The organism is Neisseria sp. P0021.S007, from assembly GCF_051956855.1.
Map to the genome: position 1 here is coordinate 1 of NZ_JBQCXA010000647.1, position 644 is coordinate 644.

At 46.7% G+C, this 644-nt stretch carries 1 protein-coding gene; it reads left to right on the forward strand.

All coding sequences use genetic code 11. The features are described 5' to 3' along the window. Positions 1 to 137 precede the first annotated feature (137 nt). Positions 138 to 644, forward strand: a 507-nt coding sequence (locus ACTHUR_RS15150) for a factor H binding protein domain-containing protein (RefSeq protein WP_440399446.1), incomplete at its 3' end; no start/stop codon positions are given.

The following is a 644-nucleotide window of genomic DNA, read 5'->3' on the forward strand; positions in this document are numbered from 1 at the left end:
TCCATAAACTGCCCGCCTTTAAATAAAATAAGCTATTGAAAAATTTTAAAAAACATAAGAAAATAAGTATCTTCATACCAGAAGAATATCTTTACATTATCCTTTACATTGTCGATAACTAACTTAGGGAAAATATCATGACAAACCTATCACGCGCCCTCTCTTTGACCATCCTCGCAGTCGCACTGGCAGCCTGTGGCAGCGGTGGCGGCGATTCACCCACCACCCAAACAGCAAATAACACCAAGCCGCAAACGCCTGCTACCAAACCGTCGACCGACCCATCGGCTTCACAAAAACTAACCCTGACGCTCATAAATATGCCGGATGACAGCGTGAAGCGGCTTTACGAACTTCCCTATTCCACTGTTACAGGGCTTACGAAAACAATACAGGCGAATGATGGTTCTTCTGATGAGAGAACCCATATCGAAATCGGCGGCACGCCTACGCCTGAAGCAGCTCTGCCTAAGATGGGCAAGGTGATTTATAACGGCTTGGCTTTTAACAAATTTACTAATCCCACAGATGCCGATCTTGTTGCCGGCGCACGCCCAGGCTATTTGAGCTACACCATCGATTTTGACGAGCGTACAGGCGAGGGAGAAATTGCAGGGCTTCAGCTAGATGCCGGAGAGATTAGG